The following is a 19,929-nucleotide window of genomic DNA, read 5'->3' on the forward strand; positions in this document are numbered from 1 at the left end:
ACGGTGCCCGCGGCGGTGGTCAGCATGGGAAAGAAGCGGGTGGACTCCGACGCGGCCAGCAGCACGGCCTTGTAGCCGGCGACATTCGCCTGCGACGACAGTGCGTCCATCACCTGGGCGCGGGAGATACGCGGAATGGCTTCCACCGCAAAGGCCTGCACGAGCGCAGAGCGCAGAGTGCCGATCTTGTTGTCGGCGGCGCGCGGCGCCAAGAAGCCGATCAGGGTTTGCCCCGCATACATCTTCTCGATCTCCGCATCGTTGGGCGGAGCCACCTTGACAATCACGTCCGCTGTCCACGGATTACCGATGACAGCGCCGGCGTCCACATAGAGTTGGTCTGGGATGAGCGCACGCAAACCAGCACCGGACTCCACGACTACCTCGACACCTTGCACGGTCAGAGACGGAATGATCTTCGGCACCAGCGCCACGCGTCGTTCGTCCGGGTCTGCCTCCCGAACAACTCCGACGCGAATCTTTGTGCCCAGCCTGTCATCTATCTTCACTAATTCGTTCCTTAACTCGTGCGACACCCCAGCGGACGTTCATCGCGGACCTTAGGATCGACGGCGTATGCGAGGTCGCACACGTTGGCAGCGACGCCGCTGTCCTTCCTGGATGAATTGACAGACCCAGCCAAAAGGAACGTAGCCACTCTCACCAACGAACACACTGAGCAGTGCTTGCCGAAGCAAGAGCATGCCCAAATCCAATCTGGCACGTCGAGCACCGGACCGCGCTTGGTTACGGCGAGCTTCTAATGCAAGCGCGGTCCAGCCACTCCCCCGAAATCTCTCAGGACCTGGTGCGCCCAGGACCCGCAATAACCTGCATCTCGGTGTCCGGTTGCCTGGAAAGCGGGCACGGCCGGTTCTTAGGGGGCGAGGGCGTGGCAACACGCCCTCGCTACCCGCCGAACGCTGGTTCGCCTTCCTCACCGACCAACTCCTGCGCCGCGGAGTCCACAAAAGCGTTGCGGCACTGGACAAAGACATCACGACCTGGATCGAGCATTGGAACTCCGACCCGAAACCATTCGTCTGGCGAAAGACCGCGGAGGAGATCCTCGAATCACTCGCTAAATGTCTTCAACGGATTTCAGGCGCGACACACCAGTTGGCCGATTACCGTGCGGTTCGAATCGGGTGCCCAAGGGCCTCGACTATCTAGGCCCTGACGCAGGTCACTATCTGTGAGACCGGCCGCCCCCTACGTTTGTGGTATGAAGCGATATCCCGACTGCGGATCCCCGAAGGTCCAGTTGCGAAGGAGTTTGAAGTAGGCGAGAGCGCCTGCGGGATAGCGCATTCCAGTGAACAGGTCAGCGCTACTTCTGGCGGCGCCTTCGGCGTTGAAGTAGCCGGGCGTGCACTCGAGATAGAACTCCAGCTGAGTCTGCAGCCGGGGAGACTCGACTATCTCCTTGACCCATAGGTCGACGGCGTCGGGCTGCGCTTCCAGTACGGCGTCCCCCTCGCGTATCGCACATGCAATGGCGCGAGCAATGTACTGTGCCTGCTCGTCCAGCATGTGCACGGCGTTGATGGCGGCGGCCGTCTGGGGGTTGCCACCCATGAAGAACAGGCTAGGAAAGTTGTCCGTCGTTATGCCGTGCAAGGTGCGCACGCCAGCGGCCCAGTGCTGGGTCAGCGAGATCCCGTCCCGCCCTTGCAGTTCGAATCCGGTCAAATGCGTGTAGGCGACGCTCGACTCGAATCCCGTGGCCATGACGAGGCAGTCGACCCCGTACTTCTTCCCGTCTGTGACAACGCCTGTCCGTGTAAACCTCTCGATCCCATGCCCGTTGGTGTCGACCAGCGTGACATTTTCGCGATTGAATGCCTCGAGATAGTCGTCGTGCCAGCCGGGCCGCTTGCACCACCAGCGGTACCACGGCTCGAGCGCAGCAGCGGTGACCGGATCCTTCACCGTTGTGCGTACGCGCTCACGAACCTGATTCATCAGGCGGAAGTCGTTGATCTCCGAGATCAGCTCGAGTTCCTCCGGTGTGGGCTTTCGCCCGAGCCGAGCGACCGTCGTCTCCTCAGGCTCTGCCAGAAGGGCAAAAGAGGAGGTCCACCCGTCCGCTATCAGGTCGACGCTCGGAGCGATATGTCCAGAGGTGGTGCCGTATTGGACATGTGCCTGAAAGTTGTCGCGACGCTTGCGCTGCCAGCCCGGGCGCGAACGGTCGACCCAATCAGGCCCTGTTTCACGCTGGCCGCGGAATCCGACGGTGGAAGGTGTCCGTTGGAACACCAGCAACTCTTGGGCGTACGGCGCGACAGCCGGCACGACCTGCAATGCGGTCGCACCGGTGCCGACGATGCCAATCCTCTTGTCCGCCAGATTGGCCAGCTGTCCGTCGGCGCTTCCGCCCGTGTAGCCGTAGTCCCACCGGCTCGTGTGGAAAATATGTCCCTCGTAGTCGTCGATGCCGGGGAGAGCTGGGAACCGCGGAAGGCTCTGTCGGCCGCAGGCGATTACGAAGTAGTCGGTAGTGAGTCGATCACCACGGTCGGTCTCGATGGTCCACCGGCTCGATTGCTCATTCCACTGAGCGGCGGTCACAGAGGTCTGGAAGCACGCACGGTCGTACAAGCCATACGTCGAACCAATCTTCTGGCTGAGCTCGAACATCTCGGCGGCATGGGCGTACCGGTGACGAGGAATCCAGCCCAGCTCCTCCAGCAGCGGGAGATATGTGTGTGCCTCGATATCGCACATCGCGCCCGGGTAGCGGTTCCAGTACCAGGTCCCACCAAAGTCGCCGCCGATCTCGATCACGCGGATGTCACGGATCCCGGCCTCGTGAAGCCGAGCGCCCATCAGGAGACCGCCGAAGCCACCGCCGGCGATGATCACCGCGGAGTGTTCCGAGAGAGGTGCCCGCTCGATCGATGGAGTCCATGGGTCGCGGGCGAACTGTGCGAACTTTCCCGACGCTCCGGTGAACTGTCGTTTTCCTTCGGGTCGGATCCGGCGGTCACGTTCGGCTCGATACTTCTTCCGCAGCCACTGCGGATCGAAGTCGATCTCGCCGACCAGCTTGTTGTACGTCATGTTTTCTCTTCTGCTCGATCGATAGTCACCCCGGGACGGTCGTGACGCCTCATGGCTTCAAGAGCCAAATACCCGCTCCCGTAACAACTTTCAATCCGTGGTCAGGGACAATCGCGGGGAATTCCCACGCAGTTCATGCGCATCGACCGCCGTCGACGAGGATCGTCTCGCCTGTGATGAAGCTGCTCTCCGGTGAGAGCAGGAACCGCACCGTCGACGCAACCTCCTCCGGCCGGGCCAGCCGGCTCATCGGCACCCGCGCGGTGAAATCCGTCGACGAATCGACGTTCAACGCCGATTGGATAGCTTCGATCATCCGGCCTTCGACACCGGTCGGGCAGACGGCGTTCACACGCACGCGCGTGTTCGCCATCTCGAGCGCCGCTGCCCGCGTCAAGCCGACGACAGCGTGCTTGGATGCCACGTATGCGCTCTGGTTGGCAGCCCCGCGAAGACCACCGACGCTCGCCGTGTTCACGATTGCCCCACCTGCCGCAATATGCCGCATCACGTGCTTGAGTCCGAGAAAGACACCCTTCACGTTGACGGACAGAACCGCGTCCAGCGCGTCCACCGGGTAGTCGGTAATCGGCCCGATCCAACCTTCGACCCCGGCATTGTTGAAGAAGCCGATGATCGTTCCCTGCGATCGCGCAATTTCGACATAGCGCTCGACGTCAGCCTCGCAAGACACGTCGGCGAGGACCGGGACGACCCGGAGGGCCCGAGGTGCAAGGGTCTCGCACAGAGTCGACAGGCCGGCTTCGTCCCGATCGACCAGAACCAACGTTGCGCTGGGGCCGGCCATGACCGATGCGACTGCGGCGCCAATCGTGCCGACAGCGCCGGTCACAATCGTCACGCTGGTGGGCGGGTCCGACATCATGTATCCCTCCGGGGGTCGTTCGCAGGAAAGTTCCGATCACCTGCTGCAGCAAAGGATTTCAGCGGGCGGCGAACGGATCGGGCCAGGCGTTGCTGAAGTTCGGCTCACGCTTTTCGGCGAATGCGCGTGGCCCCTCCAGAAACTCACCGGAGAGGAGGACCCGATGCATGATGGCCTCGTAGTAGCGGTGCTGCTCCGCCAACTGGAGGTCACGCCAGTACTTCAGGACGGCCTTGGTCGCCCATACCGCGGGCCCGGAATTGGCAGCGATCATGGTCGCCTTCTGTAGCGCGCGGTCCATCAACTCCTCCGGCTCGACGACGGCCTGCACCAGCCCGAGTCGGAAGGCGTCGTCCGCGCCGAGTCGGTCGCCGGTCAACATGAGATCCATGACCGCACCGATCGGCATGAGACGCGGCAGAACGTTCACGGCGACTCCAGCCAAAATCCCTCGTTTGACCTCGAACACTCCGAACCACGCCTTCGTGGAGCTGATGCGGATGTCGCAGCTGATCGCCAGTTCCAGACCGCCCGCGATGGCTGCGCCGTTGACTGCGGCGATGATGGGCTTCTCACTCGCCGCGACACCGGCAAAGTCGGGCGCTCGCGAAATGGGCAGCCGGCCGCCTTCCGACGCATTCCTGGCCATCTCCTTCAAGTCCGCGCCAGCCGAGAACGCTGTTTCTCCTGTCCCCGTGATGATCCCGACCGTCTGGCTGCTGTCCGCATTCAGCTCACGCACCGCCTGCTCGAGGTCCGACATGGTGGTGCGGTCCAGTGCGTTCATGCTGTCGGGGCGATTGATGGTCATCACGGTTGTGCCACCGTGCCGGTCAACGATCAGATCTGACATCGTCGCCTCCAGGTTTCGTTGTGTCGGTTTCGATGCGAGTGAATATCCACGTCTGCTCCTTCTCGGCGGCACCCACGATGCCGGTCATGAGCTCACGCTGATACCGACGAGCTTGGTATCGACGTATTCGAGCAGGCCCTGCTGCGCCCCTTCCCTGCCGATACCGCTCTCCTTGACTCCGCCGAACGGGGCGGCCGCGGAAGTCGGGTTGATGTCGTTGATGCCGACCATCCCGTAGCGAAGTTGTTCGGCGACCCGCCAGGCACGGCTGATATCGCGCGTGTAGACGTAGGACGCCAACCCATAGGTGGTGTCGTTCGCCATCCGCACGGCCTCCTCCTCGGAGTCGAAGACGATGACCGGGGCGATCGGACCGAACGTCTCCTCGCGGTAGATGGTCATCTCGGGCGTCACGTCGGTCAGTACCGTCGGGGCAAAGAAGAAACCATCGTCGAACTCGGCTCCGCGCAGGCGCTCCCCGCCGGTCAAGACAGTCGCGCCCTTGGCAACCGCATCACTCACCTGATGCTCCATCCGTTGCAGGGCTTTGCCGTCGATCAGCGGGCCGACGCTCACGCCCTCGGTGCTGCCGGCACCGGCACGCATTCGCTGCATCCGTTCGACGAGCGCCTCCAGGAAATCGTCCGCGATGGATCGGTGAACGAAGATCCGGTTCGGCACGATGCATGCCTGGCCGGTGTTGAGCACCTTCACCAGCGCCGCACCTTTGGCAGCGTGTACAGGGTCGGCGTCCTCGAACACGATGAACGGTGCGTGGCCGCCCAACTCGAGCGATACGCGCTTGAGCTGATCAGCGGCGCCACGGGCCAACCGCTTGCCGACCTCTGTCGATCCGGTGAAGGTCAATTTGCCCACCGCCCGGTTCGTCAGGAACTCCTCACCGACCTGCGCCGCGTCCCGGGTCGTGACAAGGTTGGCGACACCGGCGGGGAGCCCGGCTTCTTCGAAGACCCGGAAGGTCTCCACCGCGCACAGTGGGGTCTGCGCGGCCGGTTTCAGTACGATCGTGCACCCCGCCGCCAGAGCGGGCCCGACCTTGCGCGTGATCATCGAGATGGGATAGTTCCACGGGGTGACCGCACCGACGACGCCGATCGGTTGGTGCATGACCAGAAAGCGTTGATCGGCGCGCGCGGAGGGAATGGTCTGACCGTAGAGACGCTTCGCCTCTTCCGCGAACCAGATCAGGAAATCGGCGGCGTACTGCACCTCGGTGCGGGCAGCCTTCAAGGGCTTGCCCTGTTCGAGCGTCATCAGTTTCGCGAGTTCTTCCGCACGTTCGAGCATGATCCGGTGCGCGTCGTACAGGAAGCGTGACCGCTGGTACGCGGTCGTACCGGCCCAGGCATCGAACGCGACCGCCGCACTCGCCACCGCCTCGGCCACGTCGGCCCTGGTGCCGTTGGAGGCTGCCCCGATCACCGCCCCGGTCGCGGGGTCGGTGACGTCGAATGTCGCACCTGTTCGGGCGGCACGCCATGTGCCGTCGATGAACAGGGACGTGACCGGCGTGGTGGTAGTGGCGCTCATGGCGATCCCTTTCAGGTCAGGATGGTCGGAGAAAACCGGCGTGAGACCGGTGAGGGGGTCAACGGAACTCGTATCGTGGCGGTGCCATCAGGAGATCGAGCGTGTCCTGGCGAGGCCCTGCCGCATGGTCGAGCACCTCGACGCGCTTGAGGAACAGGTGGGCATCGTGCTCCCAGGTGAAGCCGATCCCCCCGAGGTTCTGGATGTTGTCCGCTGTTGCCCGCTTGGCACGTGACACCGCGAGCCGATGCGCTGCCGCCGCGTGGAACGGGCCATCCGGGTGGCGCGCTTCCACCATGACTGCCGCGGCGTTGACCTGCGCCTGAACGGCATACGCACCGACCGACATGTCGGCACACCGATGTTTGACGGCCTGATGCACACCAATCGGTCGCCCGAACTGCTCACGGCTTCTCGCATAGCTCGCGGACATGTCCCGAACTGCCTCGATGATGCCGAGCAGTTGCGCCGACAGCGCCACGAGAAGGCGGCCGAGAATAAATGAATCATCGAGTGTCACAACAGCATTGCCCAGATCAACCGCCTGTACGCGTACGCCGGGATCAAGGCATTGCAGCGGCTGGATGCCGACGACAGGGCGCAGTTCGGTGCGCTCCCTGCCGATACAGGCGACGAGGCCACCCGTTGCGGCATCGAGCGCACAATCGGCGCTGATGGCCAAGCCTGCTTGCACGGCACCTGACATCAGGTTTCCGGCGAGGTCGACATCGCCGGCGGCCGCGGCGACGAATGCACTCAGCGCTGTAGCGACGAAGGGGCCCGGCGTGAGCGCTCGTCCGAGCTCACGGGCGAGCATCGCTTCCTCGGGCAGACCGAGCCCGATGCCGCCGGCCTCCTCCGGTACTGCCAGGCCGAGCCATCCCAGGTCAGCACACTTCGACCACAGGTCATGCCCGACGGCTCCTGGCAGGGCGTGCATCTCTCGCACCCGGCTGAGAGGGATCTCCGCGGCCAGGAACTGGTGCGCCACCTCGGCTATGCCGATTTGATCTTCGGAAGGGAGGAGGTTCATCGCGGCAGTCCCAGCACTCGTTCTCCGATGATGTTCTTCTGGATGTCCTTCGTGCCACCAGCGATCGGACTGGCGAACTCCTCCAGCCAGTGGCTGCTCCACCTTCCGTTCACCAACGCGGCGGGGCCGAGGATGTCCATGGCCAGGCGCGCGACCTCGACCCTCGACTCCACCAGGAAGGTGCGGATCGCTGTCGTCTCCGGCCCGGGCCGAGCCCCCTCGGCGGCGGAAGACATCTGGAAGTACGCCATGGTCCGGATCGCGGCGGCGACCGCGCGAGCCTCCGCCAGGCGTCGGTAAACCTCGCTGTCGGCGAGCAGGCCCTTGTCCCGAGCCACCTCGATGAGGTCATCCACAGTCCTGATCAGGGCCAACCGGCGGTCGAGGAAGCCGGGGCCACGCTCAGCGGCAAGGGTGGACATCGCGACGTTCCAGCCGTCGTTGAGTCCGCCCACGACGTTGGCCAGCGGCACACGTACCTCGTTGTAGAAGACTTCGCAGTTGTGTGGGAAGCCATCAATCGAAGTGATCGGACGGATATCGACACCCGGCAGGCTCATATCCATGATCACCCAGGTGATGCCCTTGTGTTTCGGCGCATCGGGGTCGGTGCGCACGAGCAGCTCGCCGTAGTCGCAATACTGACCGTAGCTGGTCCAGATCTTCTGTCCTGAGATCACCAAATCGTCGCCGTCCACGACCGCCCGGCACCGGAGGGAAGCCAGGTCCGAGCCGGCATCGGGCTCGGAGAAGCCCTGGCACCACGCCGATTCCCCACGCAGCATCCGGGGTAGATGGAAGCGCTTGTGCTCGTCGGTGCCGCGTAGCATCAGCGTGGGTCCCGCGTGTGCGAAGGCGATACCGAAGATGCTGTCGTCCGGAACGCGGGCCCGAACAGCTTCCTCGTACCAGATGACCTGCTGCATAAGGGAAAGTCCGCGGCCGCCGTACTCGGTCGGCCAGTCGATGCCGGCCCAGCCGCCGTCATGCATGCGGCGCTGCCAGGCAATGTCGAAATCGCGAATCTCGGGGCCCGCTGTATGTGGCCTCGGCTCGCGCGGGACATTTTCCGCCAGCCAGGTGCGGGCCTCGTCGCGGAACTCGACGAGCGCTTGATCGATAACCAGTTCCATTCCTGCCCTCTCAGAGCCGCACGAAGGTCAGAAGGGTCCACTCCGCAGTCGCGTCGAGGTAATCGACCCTGACGCGGTCACCGATCCGGACTGAGTCAGGGTCGACGTTTCGTAGGGTTCCGATCATGCGGAACCCCTCGTCGAGGGCGACATGGACGATCACATAGGGCGCGTCTTCCTGAAATGCCTTTGTGGGCCCCCGTCTCACCACGGTGTACGTGTAGATCTCGCCCGTCCCGGCGATCGGTTTCCACGAGTAGTCGGCGGCATGGCACTGTGGACAGATCTCTTTGGGGACATAGCGATACGTCCCGCACTTCTCACACACCTGAACGTGGACGTCATGGCGCGCGAGTGACTGCCAGTAGGGCATGTGCCATGCCGGAACGCCCTCCGGCAGAAACTTGGCGTACTGCTGCATGTCAGTTCCTTCCCAGGATCGCGGCGAAATTGTTCTGCATCGCGCCACCGACTCCGTTCACGAAGCCGTACTGAGCGCCCTGAACCTGCCGCAGACCTGCCGTTCCGCGCAGCTGCTCCACGACCTCGATCAGCGTGAACAGACCGCATCTCCCCGCATGGCTGAACGACAAGAATCCGCCGGCGGTGTTGGTCGGCAGCGAACCGGACAACCGAAGCGCGCCGCTCTCCACGAACGAGCCTCCTTCGCCCGGCTTGCAGAATCCCGCTCCTTCCAGCCCGAGGATGACGTTGATCGTGAAGTGGTCGCCGATGCCGGTGACGTCCACGTCGTCTCGTGAGATGCCCGCCTCGGCGAACGCCTGGTCCGCGGCGAGCCGGCTAGAGGGGAACTCGGCCAGGCTCGGCAGCGAATTCGGGTCGATGTGGCTGTGTCCTTCGCCGTACCCGAGGAGAGAGACCACGGGCCGCCCCTTGCTGCGCGCATCTTCGGCCGTCGTCACGACGATTGCTCCGCCTCCCTGGTTGATGGCGCAGCAGTCGAGCAGGTGGAGCGGATCGGCGATCATGCGTGACCCGAGCACGTCGTCGACGGTGATCGGACCACGCCGCCCGTTGACAGACAACGGATGCAGTATGGCGCCCGCCCGCTGCGCTACCGCGACTTCCGCCAATTGCTCTGGCGTGGTGCCGAATTCGTGCATGTGGCGCATGGCGAACACGGCGTAGTCGGAGACCCGGGTCGTGCCGTAGACGTATTCGTAGGGCCCGCTGAGTTTGCCCATCGCGGCCACCGCCGAGTCCCGGTTCGCGCTGAGGTATCCCTCCGCTGGACCGGCCACCGCGTTCACGATCACGACGCAATCGGCGCGCCCGGAAGCCACTGCGTACACGGCGAGATTCAACCCGGCGGCCGATGCGGCGGCACCGATTGTGCTCGTCGCGTGAAACCTGAGCGGCTTTGCGAGGAGGTCGTATCCCAGAGCGGCACCAGGAAGCCCTGCCCGAATCCCGGCACCGTTCGGCGGCTCGCCAACCAGTCCGTCGATATCGCCGACCTCGAGACCCGCATCATCGAGCGCACCTCGCGCGCACTCCCACCACACATCCGCCTGACTTCGATCGCTCATGTCTCCCTGAGCTGTCTGATAGACGCCGGAAATGGCGACCTCACGCAGGGGCATCCAGGACCACCCTTCCTCGGTTTAGCAGTGTTATCCTTAAGATGTTTAGCCTATTATCGAATGGCTCGCAAGGTGCTCACGACCGCATCCGCTGTACAGCTCACGTACGCAGTTGCACCGCCGCCACCACACAAACGGCGCACATGTCGCGCGAAATCCGCCACGCACGGCGGTTCTACCGACCACAACGCCGGGTGACGATCGTGACGCTGTCGCGAGGACAGACCGCTACGAAACGACAAAGGAGTCACATGTCCAGCACCCTCCCCCGCCCGCCGTTCGATCCAGAACTCGCGGCTTGGCTGGCCGTCCTCGGCGACCAGATTCCGACCATCACACCCGAGTTGATTCCGGTCATGCGGGACGCGCCGCAGCCCGTTGATGTGTCGGACGATCCGCTCACGGCAGTGGGCGTTTCGCGCCGCGACGTCAAGATCCAGGGGCACGAGGGCGCCGAGCTGATCGCCTCGGTGATCGCCCGAGACGACCACACGGGCGTCGGCCCCGGCATCTACCACATCCACGGCGGCGGCATGATTCTCGGCCAGCGCATGGTCGGCGTCGCCCAGATCCTGCCCTGGATCGTTGCGCACGACGCCGTCGCGGTCACTGTCGAGTACCGCCTCGCCCCGGAGTTCCCCGACCCATACCCGGTCGAGGATTGCTACGCAGGGCTCGTCTGGACGGCCGAGAACGCCGCCGAGCTCGGTATCGACCCCGACCAGATCATCATCACAGGCGCCAGCGCGGGCGGTGGACTCGCCGCCGGGACCGCATTACTCGCCCGCGACCGTAAGGGCCCACATTTGAAAGGCCAGGTACTGGCCTGTCCGATGCTCGACGACCGCGACCAGACCTACTCGACCACACAGTTCAGCGAAGGAGGGCTCTGGGACCGCACGAGCAACCTCACCGGTTGGAACGCCCTCCTCGGCGAACGTCGCGGCACCGACGACGTCTCGATCTACGCCGCACCCGCGCGCGCCACCGATCTGTCCGGGCTACCCTCGGCATTCATCGATTGCGGCTCGGCCGAAGTGTTCCGCGATGAGGACGTCGCCTACGCGACAGCCCTGTGGCATGCCGGTGTGCAGACCGAGCTGCAGGTGTACCCCGGCGGATTCCACGGATTCGACATGATGGCACCGCACAGCGCGCTCGCCCAAACCGCGGCCGCGGCGCGCAACGCCTGGGTCGCGCGGCTCCTCGGCGCATAACCGGACCGAGACCCCAGTCAGCATCCGGCTGACCTACCCCGGGAGATCACATGCAGGAACTCGTTGGACGGCTCACAGCCCTCGATCCGGAAGCGTGCGAGACGCTCAAGGTCGTCGCCTACTTCGATGCGCTGGTCGCCGGCGGGGTAGGGCTCGACGGGCTCCTGCGGGGGGCAGCGGTGCTGTCGGGTGCCGTCGCGGGAGCACAGCGGCGCGGTGGGATCACCCGTTGCGATCCCACCGGACGCCGCCTCGGCAATGACACCGACGCCGTCCGGTTTCCGGAACGTGATGGTTCGAGCACGTCTGTGTGGCTCGAGCGGGAAGGACCGATAAGGACCAACGACGAGATGATCGTCGAGCGCCTCGCACTCGCGGTCGAGGTGCTCGACGCCCGGCTCAACACCAGCACCGGCCTGGACATCGTCATCGACGGCGCGCGCACGAACGACGAACGCATCGCCGCGCTGGCCAAGCTGCGGATCGATTCGAACACACGGATCAGGCTCATCGCGACCAGTGCGCGCGAAACGCCCATGCCCGGGCGGTCGACCGTCGTACCGACGCGGTACGGCATGCTGCGCGCAGCCCTGGACCTGACGGGTCGAGAGCTCCCGGTCGGCACGGCAGGGCTCGGGACATGGGTCCGAGCCGATCACGCTCCAGAGTCGTGGGATGCCGCGGTCATCGCGTTGCGACTCACCGACCCCTCCGTACCCGTCGTCGACGCGACGGACCTCGGTGCCATGCTCCTGGTTGCACGCACCTACGAACCGGAATCGCCGCACGCCGACGTCCTCGCGCTCGCCCGGCTCGACCCCCGATCGGCCGAAGTCCTCCGGGCGCTCGTCGACGCCGACAGCATTCGAGGGGCCGCGGCAGAGCTTGCCATGCACCACTCCACCGTGCAGGCTCGCCACGAGGCACTGACCCGCGAACTCGGATACAACCCTCGCAGTACCGCCGGACGCATGCGGTACATAGCCGCTGCGATCCTTCTGCGCCTTGCCGATAGGCCGGTTGCACAGTCACACGTGGCCAGTGACGACACAGTACCGGCCTTCAGCAAAGTAGTCACACGCCACTCGCAAGGACAACATGGTTAGACAATTACAGCCACATGGCTCCCCGCCCCAGCCATCAACGATCGTGGATCAACAAAGAAAGGAGGTCCTCAACCACTTCGGATCCTGTCCGGTATGCGGCTACGCGGCGCACGCGTTTCTCGTCAGTACATCGTATTCGGACGGAAGAACGAAGATAACCAGCGAAGGTGCCTGCGGACTCCCTTGTGGATGGTCGGGCCCCATCGAGATCACGAAGATGACCGAGTTCCGATCCGCACGTGCGTCCCCGGCCGGCACCAGCTGAGACGCGACAACGATATCGGCGGTGATCGCACCGTCCACGCCGCGCAGCACTACCCGACTCGCGGTGCACGCGCGCCAGAGCCCGCAGATGCACCCGAATCACCTTGCACAGCAATCGGAGTCGAGCCACTGCCAATTCGATCGACAATGACTCGCCGACGACCTTGATGAAAAGTCCTGGCTCACAAGGAGAATCCCGCTGCCAGGTTGAGAAACGCCCGGTCGAGGATCTCCGGCAAATCGCCCTCGGGGGCGGCGAGCCAGTGCTCGTAGGAAGCAAGCGCCATGCCGAGTGCGGCGTACGCGATCGATTGCGGCAGGAACTCCGCGGAAGGTACCCCGAGCCGACTACCGACGAACTCGGCGACCACGGCACGCCATTCTCGATAGCGCAGCGTCGAATGTGCTTGGAGCGTGGGAACTTGCAGGATGAGTTCCATCCGTTTGCGGTGCCAGGGCACCTCTGCGCGATCGAAGCGATTGAAGTCCACGACGACCGTCCGAACCGCGTCCATAACGGTCTGATCCGGCGGGCATTGCGCGAAGCGGTCCCGCATCACCTGCAGTTGTTCGCTGAAGTTTCCCCAGACGACATCGTTCTTGGATTCGAAGTAGCGGAAGAAGGTTCGCCTGTTGATGCCCACCGCCGCGGCGATGTCATCCACCGTGGTCGACTCGAATCCCTTGCGCTCGAATAGGTCGAAGGCGGCCTTCTCCAGCTCGACCGCATTGGTCGAGCGGCGGCGCCCGGGCCGTTTGACCTGCGGAGCATCGTCGGCCGATTTTCTTTCCAACATCACCCTTCCAATTTGCCACTCAGTGACATTATGCTTGCGATCATCCCAATCCACTCTCCTTCAGGAGTAACCATGAGTGACACAACCTTCGAGACAGCAGCCGCCGGCACCGACGCCGTGATCGAGGAAGACCTCCTCGTCGAGGACGTCTCGATCGACGGCATGTGCGGTGTCTACTGACCTCGACCCCTTCGACCCGACCCAGCCGTACGAACTGCCGGGGTCGGTGTCGTTACGACCGGAACCATTCGGCGCGTTGATCTACGATTACGCGACCCGCCAGCTCTCCTTTCTGAAGACACCGCTCCTTGTGACCGTGGTGCGCGAGCTGGGCAAGCAACCGGACGCCCGTCGCACCCTCACGGCGGCCGCCATCCCAACCACGGAGCACGACCGCTATCTGGCCGCCCTCGCCAGTCTGTACCAATCCGGCACCATCGTGCGGCGCGCAGCGAGTGAACGCGAACAGGAACACCATGAAGCTGGTTGAACACTTCGAATACGGTCTCGATGCACCGATCTGTCTTACCTGGGAACTGACCTACGCGTGCAACTTGGCTTGTACGCATTGTCTCTCATCCTCGGGTCGCCGGGATCCCCGCGAGCTGAGCACCGCTGAAGCCAAGGCCGTCATCGACGAGTTCGAGCGGATGCAAGTCTTCTACATCAACATCGGCGGCGGCGAACCGACTGTGCGCCATGACTTCTGGGAGCTGCTCGACTACTCCGTCGATCATGGCGTGGGAGTGAAGTTCTCCACCAATGGCATCCGGCTCACCCCGCAGCGCGCGCGGCAACTGGCTGCCACCACCTACGTCGACGTACAGATCTCCATCGACGGAGCGACCGCGGACGTCAACGACACCGTGCGCGGCCCGGGGTCGTTCGCCACCGCTTACCGTGCGATGCAGAATCTCGCGGACGCCGGGTTCGAGAACTTCAAGATCTCCGTCGTCATGACCCGCCACAATGTGTCCCAGCTCGACGAGTTCAAAGCCCTCGCCGACACATTCCGCGCACAGCTGCGCATTACACGACTGCGACCTTCCGGGCGCGGCGCGGCTGTCTGGAATGACCTGCACCCCACCGCGAATCAGCAGCTGCAGCTGTACAACTGGCTGCTTGCCAACGGCGAGAACGTATTGACGGGAGACTCCTTCTTCCACCTCAATGCGCTCGGCTCCACGCCCTTGCCGGGATTGAATCTATGTGGCGCGGGCCGGGTGGTCTGCCTGATCGATCCCGTCGGCGACGTCTACGCGTGTCCGTTCGCCATCCATGACGAATTTCTCGCAGGAAACGTCCGCGACGCGGGCGGCTTCGAATCCGTTTGGCGCACTTCGGAATTGTTCACCCGTCTGCGGGAGCCACAGACCGGCGGCGCTTGCACGCAATGCTCGGCGTACGACTCCTGCAGGGGCGGATGCATGGCAGCGAAGTTCTTCACCGGCCTCCCTCTGGATGGCCCGGATCCGGAATGCGTACGCGGTAACGCCGAACTCGCGCTGGCCGGAATGACCGGCGTCCGACCACTGCCCGACAAAGATCACTCCCGAACCGCCCGAGGTCGACGGCCCGTTGTGCTCGGCATGCCCTCGGTAGCCGGAATCGCCACACCGGATCGCGCCTGTGACACGAACCCGCTGGCGGGTCTTCGCTGAATCACTTATCAGACAAGGAATTCCATATGGCAAGCACCCGCGACTGGTTCGAGTCCGTCGCCGAAGCACAGCGACGCGCGAAGAGGCGAGTCCCCCGGTCGGTCTATCTGGCGCTGCTGGCGGGTTCGGAAGCGGGCATCACCCTCGACGACAACACCGCCGCATTCGCCGAACTCGGCTTCCGGCCGCACATCGCCGACCTGCACCCGACCCGGGACCTCAGCACAACTGTGCTGGGGCAACAGATCTCCATGCCAGTGATCTGCTCGCCGACCGGCGTACAGGCAGTCGACCCGGCCGGCGAGGTCGGCGTCGCCCGTGGCGCCGCACGCTCCGGAACAGCCCTCGGTCTCTCCTCGTTCGGCTCCAAACAGATCGAAGAGGTTATCGCCGCGAACGACAAGACCTTCTTCCAGGTGTATTGGCTGGGCGACAAGGGCGCAATGGTGCAACGCATCGATCGCGCTCGCACGGCCGGCGCCAAGGGCCTGATCGTCACCCTCGACTGGATCTTCGCAACCGCCCGCGATTGGGGCAGCCCCGCCCTTCCGGAACGGATCGATTTCAAGACCGCACTGCGGTTCGCACCCCAGGTCGCCACTCGCCCTGGTTGGCTGTGGCGATTCGCTCGCTCCGGCAAGCTACCGGATCTGACCACTCCCAATCTGGTGCCGCGCGGTGAGCAGGGCCCGACGTTCTTCGGCGCTTACGGCGAATGGATGGGCACTCCTCCCGCCACCTGGGAAGATCTGGCGTGGCTGCGGTCGCAGTGGGATGGTCCGCTGCTCATCAAGGGCATCTCGCGTCCCGATGACGCCAAGCGGGCGGTCGACATCGGAGCGACCGCCATCTCGGTCTCCAACCACGGCGGCAACAACCTGGATTCGACCCCCGCTGCCATACGCCTGCTGCCGAGCATTGTGAGAACCGTCGGCGGACAGGTCGAGATCCTGCTCGATGGCGGCGTGCGCCGCGGCAGCGATGTCGTCAAGGCCGTGGCGCTGGGCGCGCAAGCGGTCATGATCGGACGCCCCTACCTGTGGGGTATGGCCGCCGGCGGCGAGCATGGCGTGCACAATGTGCTCGAGGTGCTACGCCAAGGTATCGACGCCACGATCTATGGCCTCGGCCATTCCTCGATCCACGATCTGACCCCCGACGATGTGGTCATGCCCGATGGGTTCACCAGGGGCCTGTGATGATTGAAGCGCCCGTCGCGATCGTCACCGGCGCCGCTCGCGGGATCGGCGCTGCCACGGTGTACCGGCTCGCCAGCGCCGGCTGGCGGGTCGTCGCGGTCGACGTCTGCACCGACGATCCTGCGGTCCCCTACCCGCTCGCGACACATGCACAGTTGCGTGCGGTTGCCGAGGCACACAAGGGAACCGTTGTCGACGTAATCGCTGACGTCCGCGAACCAAATGCTCTCGCCGATGCCGTGCGGGTGGCCGAGGAGCGCTTCGGTCACCTGGATGCCGCGGTCGCCGCCGCGGCCGTGATAACTGGCGGCGCCCGACCGCTCTGGGAAACCACCACATCGGACTGGGCTCCCATGTTCGACATCGGCCTACACGGGGTCGCCAATCTGGCCCGGGCGGCCATCCCGGCACTGCTGCGCAGATCCGAGCCCCGGACAGGACGATTCGTCGCGCTGGCGTCGGCCGCAGGGCACCACGGCATGTGGCAGCTCGCGGGCTACAACGCGGCCAAACATGCGGTCGTCGGGCTCGTCAAAGGTCTCGCCAACGATCTGCGCGGCTCGGGAGTCACCGCCGTCGCGGTCTCTCCCGGTTCGACAAGAACCGAGCTGCTGGCAGAATCCGCACGCCTCTACGATCTCGACACCGTCGACGCATTCGCCGATCACCAGTTGATCGGCCGGATCGTCGAGCCGGACGAGGTCGCCGCCGTCGTCGCATGGCTGTGCTCAGCCCAATCCGGTTGTGTCACAGGTAGTGTCATCCACGCTGACGGGGGATTCCTGCCATGAGGATCCATCTCGACTCGGGTGTGCGCCGCTTCGGCGACGGCCGGATCCTGCTCGGCGGGTCTCCGACCCGCCTTTTACGGCTCGGTGCGACCGGGGCGCGACTACTGGACAGCTGGCTCTCCAATTCCCCGGTCCGCGACGAGCCTTCATCGCAAGCTCTGGCCCGGAGGTTGCTCGACACCGGCATGGCCCATCCCGCGGTAGAACCCGATTCATCTGCCGAAGCCGTGGCCACACTGGTAGTTCCAGTAAGAGACAACCCCGACGGCCTGAACCGGCTGCTGGCCGCGACGAGCGATATGCCGAACCGCGTCGTTGTCGACGACGGCTCGGTGCCACCGCTGCGGGACGCGAATCTCCGGCACGAGCACCCCCGGGGGCCCGCCGCCGCCAGAAACACCGGATGGCACTGTGCCACCACGCCATTGGTCGCCTTCCTCGACTCCGACACCCTCCCCTCGACAGACTGGCTCGACAGCATCCTGCCACTCTTCAACGACCCGGCCGTCGCGGCTGTCGCCCCCCGCGTGAAGGCCCTGACCACCGGACCAGTCGGGCACTACGAGGCGTATCGTTCGGCCCTCGACATGGGAGCCGAACCCGCACTCGTACACCCCGCCAGTCGTGTCCGCTATGTACCCTCCGCCGCGCTTGTGGTCCGCACGAGCGCGCTTCGAGCCATCAACGGATTCGACGAATCATTACGCTTCGGTGAAGATGTCGACCTCGTCTGGCGGCTGCAGGCCGCTGGATTCTCGGTCCGCTATCAACCGCTGTCCACAGTCCATCACCAACCCCGAGGCACGATAAGGGGATTCCTGCGTCAACGCTTCGACTACGGCACTTCGGCCGCACCGCTCGCGCGACGACATCCTGGTTCGATGTACGGCGCTGTGCTGCCCTTCAGCTTCGGCATCCAGATTGCTCTGTTTGCGGCCGAACACCCTGTGGCAACTGCCCTTCCGGGCATCGTGAGCACTGCACAAACGACTTGGCGGCTCCATCGCCGCCAAGTTCCGCTGCGCATCGCCATCACGGTAGCCGCGTCCGCTCGACTCGCGCTCATCAAGCAACTCGCGGACGCGCTGCGCCGCATATGGTGGCCGGTCGCGATGTGCAGCGGGCGCGGCCGGCGACTACTCGCCGTCGCGTATGCCGTTGCGGCGACCCAATCCGTCCTCGAAAGCCGTTCGGGGCTGCTGCGGATCGCCGACGATCTCGCCTACGGATCGGGCGTGTGGGTCGGATGCCTCCGGCATCGCACCCTTATCCCGCTCACGCCCCGGTTCCGCAGGGCGGGGGAATCCCGGTGACACAGCTGGACGACCTCCGATCGCCAGAACTCATCGGTCGTGCGCACTACACCGCACTGGCGATACCACTGGGCGCAACCGAACAGCATGGGCCACATCTGCCGCTGAGCACCGACACCATCATCGCCACCGAACTCTGCCATCGGCTGGCCGCGGCGCGGCCTGAGATCATTGTGGCCCCGGCGATTCCGTACGGATCCAGTGGTGAGCACGCCGGGTTTCCCGGCACCCTGTCCATCGGCCAGAAAGCCCTGGAGCTACTGCTCGTCGAACTCGTGCGCTCCGCAGATCACTTCGCCGGCGTCATATTCGTCAACGGTCACGGCGGTAACCTCGAACCTCTGCACGCTGCAGTACGGACGTTGCGTGGCGAAGGAAGAAATGCCCTGGCCTGGTCACCTTCGGGACCCACCGATGACAGTCACGCAGGGCATACCGAAACGTCGGTCATGCTGTATCTACAACCTGACGTTGTCGCCGTCGACCGCGCCGAGCCGGGCGACATCCGACCGCTGGGACAACTCATCGATTACTTGCGACGGCAGGGAGTCGCGGCCGTCAGCCCCAACGGAGTTCTCGGCGACCCAACGCATGCGGACAGTCGAGACGGCGAACGCATCCTGGACGAATGGACCGCCTCTCTGCTCTCCTACGCCGGACGACTGAACACCGACGGCGCTCCCCCCGCTCCGCCACTGAATTCCCGATCCCTGCACGGCAATTCGTCAGACTGCGGTATTGCGGCCCCGAGGTGAAGCACAGGACACAACATGTATCGGCGTGCCTGCTTGAATTACAGCGGCAGGGAACAGTGCGCAAGAGCAGGTCACAGGTTCGTTCCGATCTGCCGAACTGGGACGCCCGGCACTGCGCTGTGCCGTTCAGCGTGCGAACATCCGGTCCGGACGAGCGCCGACGGGGATATTCTGGCTGGTGCCCGCTGGTAGATCCTGAGTAACCGATGGCCGAGAACGATCCCTGCAAGACCCAGCGTGATGTCGGCGTCGATGTCATCACGGAGCTGAGAACTGCCGGTTTCGAGGACGCGGAGGAGATCGGGCGGGGCGGGTTCGGCGCGGTGTACCGGTGTCGCCAGGTCGGTGTGGACCGCACGGTGGCGGTGAAGGTGCTGACCGAGGAATTCGACGAGAATCGTGAGCGATTCCTGCGCGAGCAGCGAGCGATGGGGCGGTTGACCGGACACCCGAACATCGTCGACATGCTGGAGGTCGGTACCACCGGCAGCGGTCACCCCTACCTGGTGATGCCGTACCACTCGTTCGGCTCGCTGCAGACGCGCATTCAACGCGACGGCCCGTTGCCGCTGCCGGAGGTCCTGCACCTCGGGGTGAAGATCGCCGGTGCGCTCGAAACGTCGCATCGCACCGGCGTTCTGCACCGCGATATCAAGCCGGGAAACATTCTGCTGACCGACTACGGCGAGCCGGCGTTGAC

19 protein-coding genes and 1 pseudogene are annotated in these 19,929 nt (G+C 64.5%); 10 read left to right on the forward strand and 10 right to left on the reverse strand.

Going from position 1 to position 19,929, the window contains the following annotated elements; genetic code table 11:
• From ACWEKS_RS45690 to ACWEKS_RS45730, 9 genes and pseudogenes are all read right to left on the reverse strand, one after another.
• Positions 1-503, reverse strand: a pseudogene (locus ACWEKS_RS45690) (NAD(P)(+) transhydrogenase (Re/Si-specific) subunit alpha); the annotation flags it as partial.
• 709 nt (positions 504-1,212) lie between these two features.
• Positions 1,213-3,066, reverse strand: coding sequence for a flavin-containing monooxygenase (locus ACWEKS_RS45695; protein ID WP_452345950.1), 1,854 nt, complete (start codon positions 3,064-3,066; stop codon positions 1,213-1,215).
• Between the two features lie 133 nt (positions 3,067-3,199).
• Positions 3,200-3,952, reverse strand: coding sequence for an SDR family NAD(P)-dependent oxidoreductase (locus ACWEKS_RS45700; RefSeq protein ID WP_452345951.1), 753 nt, complete (start codon positions 3,950-3,952; stop codon positions 3,200-3,202).
• A gap of 58 nt (positions 3,953-4,010) precedes the next feature.
• Positions 4,011-4,805 carry an enoyl-CoA hydratase/isomerase family protein gene (locus ACWEKS_RS45705; RefSeq protein ID WP_452345952.1) on the reverse strand — a complete coding sequence of 265 codons (795 nt, stop codon included), beginning with the start codon at positions 4,803-4,805 and terminating at the stop codon, positions 4,011-4,013.
• An 84-nt stretch (positions 4,806-4,889) separates the two neighbouring features.
• On the reverse strand, positions 4,890-6,356 hold the full coding sequence (locus tag ACWEKS_RS45710) for an NAD-dependent succinate-semialdehyde dehydrogenase (protein ID WP_452345953.1): 1,467 nt from the start codon (positions 6,354-6,356) through the stop codon (positions 4,890-4,892).
• 58 nt (positions 6,357-6,414) lie between these two features.
• The gene (locus ACWEKS_RS45715) at positions 6,415-7,389 is read right to left on the reverse strand and encodes an acyl-CoA dehydrogenase family protein (RefSeq protein ID WP_452345954.1); all 975 of its coding nucleotides are present in this window, start codon (positions 7,387-7,389) and stop codon (positions 6,415-6,417) included.
• Positions 7,386-8,522: an acyl-CoA dehydrogenase family protein gene (locus tag ACWEKS_RS45720; RefSeq protein WP_452345955.1), complete on the reverse strand. Its 1,137-nt coding sequence runs from the start codon at positions 8,520-8,522 to the stop codon at positions 7,386-7,388. Before ACWEKS_RS45720 ends, ACWEKS_RS45715 begins: the two co-directional genes overlap by 4 nt.
• A gap of 10 nt (positions 8,523-8,532) precedes the next feature.
• Positions 8,533-8,943: a Zn-ribbon domain-containing OB-fold protein gene (locus ACWEKS_RS45725; RefSeq protein ID WP_452345956.1), complete on the reverse strand. Its 411-nt coding sequence runs from the start codon at positions 8,941-8,943 to the stop codon at positions 8,533-8,535.
• Position 8,944: 1 nt separating this feature from the next.
• Complete coding sequence (locus ACWEKS_RS45730) at positions 8,945-10,126, reverse strand: thiolase family protein (protein WP_452345957.1); 1,182 nt, start codon at positions 10,124-10,126, stop codon at positions 8,945-8,947.
• A 251-nt stretch (positions 10,127-10,377) separates the two neighbouring features.
• Here ACWEKS_RS45730 and ACWEKS_RS45735 point away from each other — a divergent pair, with 251 nt between their 5' ends.
• Both ACWEKS_RS45735 and ACWEKS_RS45740 read left to right on the forward strand, forming a co-directional pair.
• Positions 10,378-11,343, forward strand: coding sequence for an alpha/beta hydrolase (locus ACWEKS_RS45735; protein WP_452345958.1), 966 nt, complete (start codon positions 10,378-10,380; stop codon positions 11,341-11,343).
• Between the two features lie 50 nt (positions 11,344-11,393).
• Complete coding sequence (locus tag ACWEKS_RS45740; RefSeq protein ID WP_452345959.1) at positions 11,394-12,449, forward strand: hypothetical protein; 1,056 nt, start codon at positions 11,394-11,396, stop codon at positions 12,447-12,449.
• A 446-nt stretch (positions 12,450-12,895) separates the two neighbouring features.
• Here the strand turns inward: ACWEKS_RS45740 and mftR are convergent, their stop codons facing one another.
• On the reverse strand, positions 12,896-13,564 hold the full coding sequence (gene mftR, locus ACWEKS_RS45745; protein ID WP_452345960.1) for a mycofactocin system transcriptional regulator: 669 nt from the start codon (positions 13,562-13,564) through the stop codon (positions 12,896-12,898).
• 18 nt (positions 13,565-13,582) lie between these two features.
• On the opposite strand from mftR, the gene mftA reads away from it, so the two are divergent.
• From mftA to ACWEKS_RS45785, 8 genes are all read left to right on the forward strand, one after another.
• Positions 13,583-13,690 (forward strand): mycofactocin precursor MftA, encoded by a 108-nt coding sequence (mftA, locus tag ACWEKS_RS45750; RefSeq protein WP_452345961.1) that lies wholly within the window; start codon positions 13,583-13,585, stop codon positions 13,688-13,690.
• A gap of 76 nt (positions 13,691-13,766) precedes the next feature.
• The gene (gene mftB, locus ACWEKS_RS45755) at positions 13,767-14,000 is read left to right on the forward strand and encodes a mycofactocin biosynthesis chaperone MftB (RefSeq protein WP_452345962.1); all 234 of its coding nucleotides are present in this window, start codon (positions 13,767-13,769) and stop codon (positions 13,998-14,000) included.
• The gene (gene mftC, locus ACWEKS_RS45760; RefSeq protein ID WP_452345963.1) at positions 13,987-15,171 is read left to right on the forward strand and encodes a mycofactocin radical SAM maturase; all 1,185 of its coding nucleotides are present in this window, start codon (positions 13,987-13,989) and stop codon (positions 15,169-15,171) included. The genes mftB and mftC overlap by 14 nt, the downstream gene beginning before the upstream one ends.
• Positions 15,172-15,197: 26 nt before the next feature.
• Positions 15,198-16,370, forward strand: a complete 1,173-nt coding sequence (mftD, locus tag ACWEKS_RS45765; protein WP_452345964.1) for a pre-mycofactocin synthase MftD — start codon at positions 15,198-15,200, stop codon at positions 16,368-16,370.
• Entirely contained in the window at positions 16,370-17,161 is a 792-nt protein-coding gene (locus ACWEKS_RS45770; protein ID WP_452345965.1) for a mycofactocin-coupled SDR family oxidoreductase, read from the forward strand. The genes mftD and ACWEKS_RS45770 overlap by 1 nt, the downstream gene beginning before the upstream one ends.
• Positions 17,158-18,474: a mycofactocin biosynthesis glycosyltransferase MftF gene (mftF, locus tag ACWEKS_RS45775; RefSeq protein WP_452345966.1), complete on the forward strand. Its 1,317-nt coding sequence runs from the start codon at positions 17,158-17,160 to the stop codon at positions 18,472-18,474. Before ACWEKS_RS45770 ends, mftF begins: the two co-directional genes overlap by 4 nt.
• Positions 18,471-19,229, forward strand: a complete 759-nt coding sequence (mftE, locus tag ACWEKS_RS45780) for a mycofactocin biosynthesis peptidyl-dipeptidase MftE (RefSeq protein ID WP_452345967.1) — start codon at positions 18,471-18,473, stop codon at positions 19,227-19,229. The genes mftF and mftE overlap by 4 nt, the downstream gene beginning before the upstream one ends.
• A 206-nt stretch (positions 19,230-19,435) precedes the next feature.
• The coding region (locus ACWEKS_RS45785; protein WP_452345968.1) for a serine/threonine-protein kinase at positions 19,436-19,929 on the forward strand (494 nt) is incomplete at its 3' end.

It is taken from the genome of Nocardia sp. NPDC004711, from assembly GCF_053601595.1.